The sequence below is a fragment of the Prevotella sp. CAG:592 genome (genome assembly GCF_000436015.1).
Classification (GTDB): domain Bacteria; phylum Bacteroidota; class Bacteroidia; order Bacteroidales; family Bacteroidaceae; genus Prevotella; species Prevotella pectinovora.
Map to the genome: position 1 here is coordinate 1,927 of NZ_FR892575.1, position 7,177 is coordinate 9,103.

4 protein-coding genes are annotated in these 7,177 nt (G+C 52.3%); all 4 read left to right on the top strand.

Annotation, left to right across the window (positions count from 1 at the left end):
• On the top strand, positions 1–1,367 hold a 1,367-nt coding region (locus tag QVO99_RS05945), incomplete at its 5' end, for a peptidylprolyl isomerase (RefSeq protein ID WP_288176995.1).
• A 533-nt stretch (positions 1,368–1,900) separates the two neighbouring features.
• Positions 1,901–3,379 carry a peptidylprolyl isomerase gene (locus tag QVO99_RS05950; protein WP_022316685.1) on the top strand — a complete coding sequence of 493 codons (1,479 nt, stop codon included), beginning with the start codon at positions 1,901–1,903 and terminating at the stop codon, positions 3,377–3,379.
• Between the two features lie 22 nt (positions 3,380–3,401).
• On the top strand, positions 3,402–5,102 hold the full coding sequence (locus QVO99_RS05955; RefSeq protein WP_022316686.1) for an OstA-like protein: 1,701 nt from the start codon (positions 3,402–3,404) through the stop codon (positions 5,100–5,102).
• A 130-nt stretch (positions 5,103–5,232) separates the two neighbouring features.
• Complete coding sequence (gene mutL / locus QVO99_RS05960) at positions 5,233–7,155, top strand: DNA mismatch repair endonuclease MutL (RefSeq protein ID WP_022316687.1); 1,923 nt, start codon at positions 5,233–5,235, stop codon at positions 7,153–7,155.
• Positions 7,156–7,177: the final 22 nt, after the last annotated feature.

Genomic DNA, 7,177 nt, shown 5'->3' on the forward strand with positions numbered 1-7,177 from the left:
AGAGCGTCGCTGACTATGTGGATTTGTTTATCAACTATAAGCTGAAGGTCGCTGCGGCATACGACGCCAAGGTGGACACGCTGCGGTCTTTCAAGAAGGAGTTCCGCTCCTACCGTGACCAGCAGGTGTTGCCGTCGTTCGCCAGCGACGAGGCCGTTGAGGCTGAGGCAAAGAAGATGTATCAGGACACCAAAGACCGCATCGGTGACAAGGGACTCATTCGTCCTATGCACATCCTGCTCTATCTCCCTCAAGACGCCAAAGACCAGCAGAAGGCTGAGGCTGCACAGCGTGCAGACTCCATCTATAATGTGCTCCTCTCCAAGATGCCTAAGCCTCTCGCACCGGTTGTGAAGACCGTGAAGAAGGGCAAGAAGACCATCAAGGTCACCGAGCCGGCCGTACCGGTAGGCATGGAGGAATTCGAGAAGGTGTTCGCTGATTTCGCAAGGAGATATTCTCAGGACCCGGGTTCTGCCCGCAACGGCGGAGAACTGAACTGGCTCTCTCCTGGTCAGACACTGCCAGAGTTTGACAACGCTGCATACGGACTGAAGGTCGGCGAGATGTCGAAGCCGGTGCTCACCTCCGTGGGCTATCATATCATATATATGAAAGACCGCAAGCAGCTCGAGCCATACGACAGCCTGAGAACCAACATCATGAAGTTCCTTGAGTCGAGAAACGTCCGTATGAAGGTAGCCACCGACAGCGTGACCAACATTGTGAAGAATTCAAAGGGCGCACTGACCAGAGAGAAGGTGCTCGCCCAGCGCACAGAGGAGCTGACAGCCAAGGACAATGACCTGAAGAACCTCATCCGTGAGTATCACGACGGACTGATGCTCTTTGAGATCAGCAACCGTAACGTATGGGACAAGGCAGCCAAAGACGAGGCAGGTCTTGCCGCTTACTTCAAGAAGCACAAGAAGAACTACGCATGGTCGGAGCCTCGCTTCAAGGGTATGGCATTCCACGTGAAGAACGTAGAAGACCAGAAGGCAGTGAAGGATTGTGTGAAGGGTCTTGCCTTCAGCAAGTGGGCAGACAAGCTGCGCACCACATTCAACAACGACTCCGTTATCCGCATCCGTGTGGAGAAGGGAATCTTCAAGAAGGGTGACAATGCCTTCGTAGACAAGATGGTATTCAAGAAAGACACCACCGTGCAGTCGCTCAAGGATTATCCTATCGACGATGTTTTCGGCAAGATTCTGAAGAAGGGTCCGGAGGAGTATGAGGACGTGAAGGGCCTTGTCATCGCCGACTACCAGAACCTGCTCGAAGAGCGCTGGATAGCAGAGCTCCGCAAGAAGTATCCTGTAGTGGTAAACAAGGAGGTGCTTGAAACCGTAAACAAGCATTGATGCAGAAAATTTAACGCCTGTTTCTGATGACGACGAGTCTTGAAACAGGATGCCCAGAAAACGGTATGGTTGCCGATAGGGGATAAACAGCAATAACGCCGTGGCATGATTTCACATAGAAGTCGCCACGGCGTTTTTCTGTTGCAGGATGTTCGTAGATTCGCTTTCCAATCCATCCCACACCCATATCCTGCCTTCAATCATATCGCAGACGTCGAGATTATTTCATAACATGGAATAAAAAAGATTAAAAGCGGAGTGATAGATGAAATATTATATGTACCTTTGCCCAATAGTATATTTTTAACCCAAATCGGTCATTAGGGCTTACTTGGATTTTGGCTCTTTAGAAGAGTGGATTTCGTTTGACTCTTGGTTCGCAATGGCGAGTTGTTGTGGATTGAAAACAGATAAATGACACTTGATAAAGACAAAAGACAGAAAGCGGTAATATAATTCTGCATTAAACGCTCTGATTGCCGTATGGGGTTTAACACAAGAGTATTAGTTTTTATATTAACGACAGAAAGTAAATGAGATACGGATTAAAGAAGACATTCCTCGCCCTTGCACTCACAGGAGTGCTGCTCGTGGCAAACGGTGCGGCAAGCCGCTATCTGGCAACCCCTGCCAACGACGATGTGACAGCCGCCGACTCGGCAAATGCCGGCAAAGCCGGTGCTGACAAGAAACACAGCGACGACAGACCCGCCAACGAACGGAGCATCATAGACCAAGTGGTGTGGGTGGTAGGCGACGAGGCAATCCTCAAGTCTGACGTCGAGGCCATGCGTCTGCAGGGCGAGATGGAAGGAATGAAGTGGAACGGCGATCCCGACTGCGTCATACCGGAACAGCTCGCAGTGCAGAAACTCTTTCTGCATCAGGCAGCCCTCGACAGTATCGAGGTGTCAGAGGCAGAGGTGACGAAAAGCGTAGACCAGCAGATAAACTACTGGATAAGCAATGCCGGCAGCCGCGAGAAACTCGAGGAGTGGAAGAAGATGACCGTGAAGCAGATGAAAGAGAGTCTGCACGACGACTTCAAGAACCACCAGCTCATTGAGCGCATGCGAAGCAAACTCGTTGAGGACATCCAGGCATCGCCTGCCGACGTGCGCCGCTATTTCGAGAATATGCCAGAAGACAGTCTGCCGCTGATTCCTACCGAGGTGGAAGTGGAGATTATCACCCAGGCACCTAAGGTTTCGCCAGACGAGATAAACAAGATAAAGAACGACCTGCGTGACTATACCGACCGTGTGACCCGTGGCGAGACATCCTTCGCCGCCCTCGCCAGACTCTATTCTGAGGACCCCGGAACGGCTCGTCAGGGAGGAGAATTCGATGACTATGTAGGCCGCGGAATGCTCGACCCGGCGTTTGCCACAGTGGCGTTCAACCTCACCGATCCTAAGAAGATATCAAAGATCGTGGAGTCGGAGTTCGGATACCATATCATCCAGCTCATCGACAAGAGAGGCGACAAAATCAAGGTACGCCACATCCTGCGCATCCCGAAGGTGAGCCAGGAGGCAATCACCCATGCCGAGAACCGTCTCGACTCCATCGCCAACGACATCCGTGCCAACAAGTTCACTTTCGAGGCAGCAGCCTCATATCTCTCTGACGACAAAGACACGAAGAACAACAACGGACTGATGGCAAACCAGTCGGAAGACGGTTACACCAGCAAGTTCCGTATGCGTGACCTGCCGAGAGAGGTGGCGGCAGTGGTAGACACCATGAAGGTGGGACAGATTTCCAAGTCATTCCAGATGGTCAACTCCAAGGGAAAGACAGTCTGCGTCATAGCCAAGCTCGTGAACCGTGTCGACGCCCATCGCGCCACCATCACCGAAGACTTCCAGGCTATGAGAGACATCGTGATGGCACGCCGCAAGGCAGACTACCTGAAGGAGTGGATACAGAAGAAGATCAAGACCACATACATCCACATCGACGAAGCATACCGCAACTGCAATTTCGAATATAAAGGTTGGGTGAAATAACGAAGCATCATCAAGATATTAGATGAATACAATAAACAAGATATCAAGATATCTGAGCGGGCATAGAATACAGTTGGCTGTTGTTCTATGCCTGTTTGGACTTTGCGTGGCACAGTCGCGAAAGGTAGCCAAAGGCCGCCATCGCCCCAAGACCGATGAGCGTGTGTATCTGAAACATGCCGACATGCTGCGCTTCAACCAATACGGCGAACATGCCGGGGCACAGATCCTCAACGGCAATGTGGCGTTTCTTCACAAAGGAGCGTTGCTCACCTGCGACAGTGCCTATTTCTATCAGGAGTCAAACTCCTTTAAAGCCTTCGGACATGTGAAGATGCGACAGGGCGACACCCTCTCGCTCACCAGTGACTATGCCTTCTACGACGGCGACAACCAGATGGCAGAGGCTCGACACAACGTGTTGCTGCGCCATCGCGGAACGAAACTGTATACCGACAGTCTCAACTACGACCGTCTCTACAATATCGGATATTTCTTCGAGGGAGGAAAGATGGTGGACAGAAACAACGTGCTCGTGAGCGACTGGGGAGAATACGACACCGAGACACGCAAGGCGGTGTTCATCTACAACGTGAACCTGCGCAACCCGAAGTTCACCCTTACCACCGACACCCTGCACTACGACACCCGCACATCGCTCGCCAATATCGTGGGTCCATCAGTGATACGCAGCAAGGAGAGCGTGATACACACTTCAGACGGATATTACAACACCAACACCGGGAGGGCACGGCTCTACGGCAGGTCTACCATGTCGAACAAAGGCAAGGAGATAACCGGCGACAGCCTCTTCTACGACGAGAAGCGAGGCATAAGCCAGGGCTATCGCAACGTGATATACAAAGACACGCAGAAGAAAAACGAACTCCACTGCAACTATCTGTGGTATAACGAGAAAAACGGTTTCGCCTTCGCTACGGAGAATCCCGTGATGATGGAATATTCGCAGAAGGACACACTCTTCGTGCATTCCGACACCATAAAGGTGATAACATATCATCTGAACACCGACTCCGTGTATCGCACGGCGCATTGCTACAACAAGGTGAGAGCCTTCCGCAATGATGTGCAGGCGGTGTGCGACTCCCTCGTCTACAACACCAAAGACTCCTGCATGACGATGTATCGCGACCCTATAGCATGGAGCGGCGACAGACAGTTGCTCGGCGAGGAGATACAGGTGTTCATGAAAGACTCCACCATCGACCGTGCGCATATCATCAACCAGGCACTCACCGCCGAGCTGATGCCAGACAAGGAGCACTACCAGCAGCTGTCGTCGAAGGAGATGTTCGCTTATTTCACCAAGGGACAGATAACGCAGACCGAGGCGATAGGCAATGTCAGGTCGATATACTATCCCGTTGACGACAAAGACTCAACGCTTATGGGACTGGTGTATATCGAGACCGACACGATGAAGATGTTTATGCGCAACAGACAGTTGCAGAAGATATGGACATCGAAGACCGACGGCACGTGGTATCCCATGACGCAGATTCCGCCGGAGCGATACAAGCTCGACGGATTCACATGGTTCGACTATATCCGTCCGATAAACAAAGACGACATCTATGAATGGCGCGGAAAGAAAGACGGTACGCAGCTGAAGAACATCACCCGCCATGCCGCTCCGCTGCAGCATATCGAGGGTGGCGAACTGAAAAGCGTGGCGGCTACGGAGAACAAGCCGGAGAACTGATGTTGCCGGTGACTGTTCCCGGCAGACTGTCCGGGGGAGGGGCGATGTACAGCAGCAAAGTCTCCCGCCGGATTTAATTCAAGCAGCACCCAGACAGGGGCTGATACAGATAAAAGATTACAGATAATATATGAGCGATATAATACAACTGCTGCCCGATTCCGTGGCCAACCAGATAGCAGCCGGTGAGGTGATACAGCGCCCCGCGTCTGTCATCAAGGAACTGGTGGAGAACGCCGTTGACGCCGGAGCCAGCCGCATCGACGTGCTTGTGGTGGATGCGGGAAAGACATCCATCCAGGTGATCGACGACGGAAAGGGAATGTCTGACACCGATGCGCGTCTCGCCTTTGAGCGCCATGCCACATCGAAGATAAGACAGGCCGACGACCTCTTCTCTTTACACACCATGGGATTCCGTGGCGAGGCGCTGGCGTCAATAGCTGCCGTGGCACAGGTGGAACTGAAGACCCGTCAGAAGGGCGACGAAGTGGGCACGCTGCTGTCCATCTCAGGATGCAAGGTGCTCAACCAGGAACCTATCGCCTGTCAGGAGGGAAGCAATTTCCTGATACAGAACCTCTTCTTCAACGTGCCGGCAAGGCGGAAGTTCCTCAAGTCGAATACCACGGAACTGAACAATATCATGGCTGCCTTCGAGCGCATCGTGCTTGTATACCCACATATCCACTTCACGTTTACGAGCAACGGTACCGAGGTGCTCAACCTGCGTCCGCATGGCGACAGCTTCCGTCAGCGCATCATCGAAGTCTTCGGCAAGCGTCTAAACCAAAGCCTGCTGCCTGTAGGCGTTGACACCACGGTGTGCCGTATCCATGGTTTTGTGGGAAAACCGGAGTCGTCGAAAAAGAAGAATGCCCATCAGTATTTCTTCGTCAACGGCAGGTATATGAAGCATCCCTATTTCAACAAGGCGGTGCTGACACCTTTCGAGAGACTCATTCCGCAAGGAGAGCAGGTGCCGTATTTCATATATTTCGATGTACCGGCAGAAGATATCGACGTGAATATACACCCCACTAAGACAGAGATAAAATTCGAGAACGAGCAGACGATATGGCAGATATTGATGGCTGCCGTGAAGGACTCGCTGGGACGCTTCAACGATGTGCCGTCGATAGATTTCGACACCGAGGGGAAACCCGACATTCCGATGTTTCATCAGACAGGGGGAATGCAGGATTTCCAGATGCCGAAGGTGGACTACAATCCTTCGTATAATCCATTCAGTAGCAACTCCCGTCAGCCGGCAATACCCGAGAACTGGGAGCAGCTCTATGAGGGAGCCGGCGATATCCAAGATGATTCTCTGCCGGGAGGTGAGACCGTATCTTTCGGTGGAACGGATGCCGGCGAGACTCAGCCGCTGTTTCATGATTTTGAATTCCAGAATGGCGGTGGCGAACTGCAAGAGGGTGGGGAAGGGCAACCGGTTTCTTCTGCCCTCAATGCCAAAATGCCGATAGAAGAGAAGTCGCCGTCGCACTATCAGTATAAGGGCCGTTATATCATGACGGCAGTGAAGTCGGGACTGATGATAATCGACCAGCACAGGGCACATATCCGAGTGCTCTATGATGGATATATGCAGCAGATAACCGACAAGGCAGGGCATTCGCAGAAGCTCCTCTTTCCGGAGATGGTGCAGTTCGGTCCGTCAGACAACGTAGTGTTCCAGAGCATACAGGAAGATATGACGCTGCTGGGCTTCGATTTCAGCGATCTCGGTGGCGGCAGCTATGCCATCGGCGGTATGCCGGCTGGACTCGAAGGCTTGAACCCTCCGGCTCTCGTCAGCGACATCGTGGCTCTTGCGGCAGAAGATACCGTGTCGGCAGCCGAAGAGATAAAGCATGCCGTAGCCCTCGGATTGGCACGCAATGCGGCGATACCATACGGACAGGTGCTCGACTCTAAGGAGATGGAGAACCTTGTGAACGAACTCTTCGCATCCACCAACGTGAACTATGCCCCCGACGGCAAGACCATTATCGCCATCCTCTCGCAGGGAGAAATCGACCATCTGTTTTAACCCAAATCGCTTTCTATGTTAA

Excerpts from the sequence above, each read along its gene's own strand:
- QVO99_RS05950 (WP_022316685.1), top strand. The coding sequence starts at position 1,901 with ATGAGATACGGATTAAAGAAGACATTCCTCGCCCTTGCACTCACAGGA.
- QVO99_RS05955 (WP_022316686.1), top strand. The coding sequence starts at position 3,402 with ATGAATACAATAAACAAGATATCAAGATATCTGAGCGGGCATAGAATA.
- mutL (WP_022316687.1), top strand. The coding sequence starts at position 5,233 with ATGAGCGATATAATACAACTGCTGCCCGATTCCGTGGCCAACCAGATA.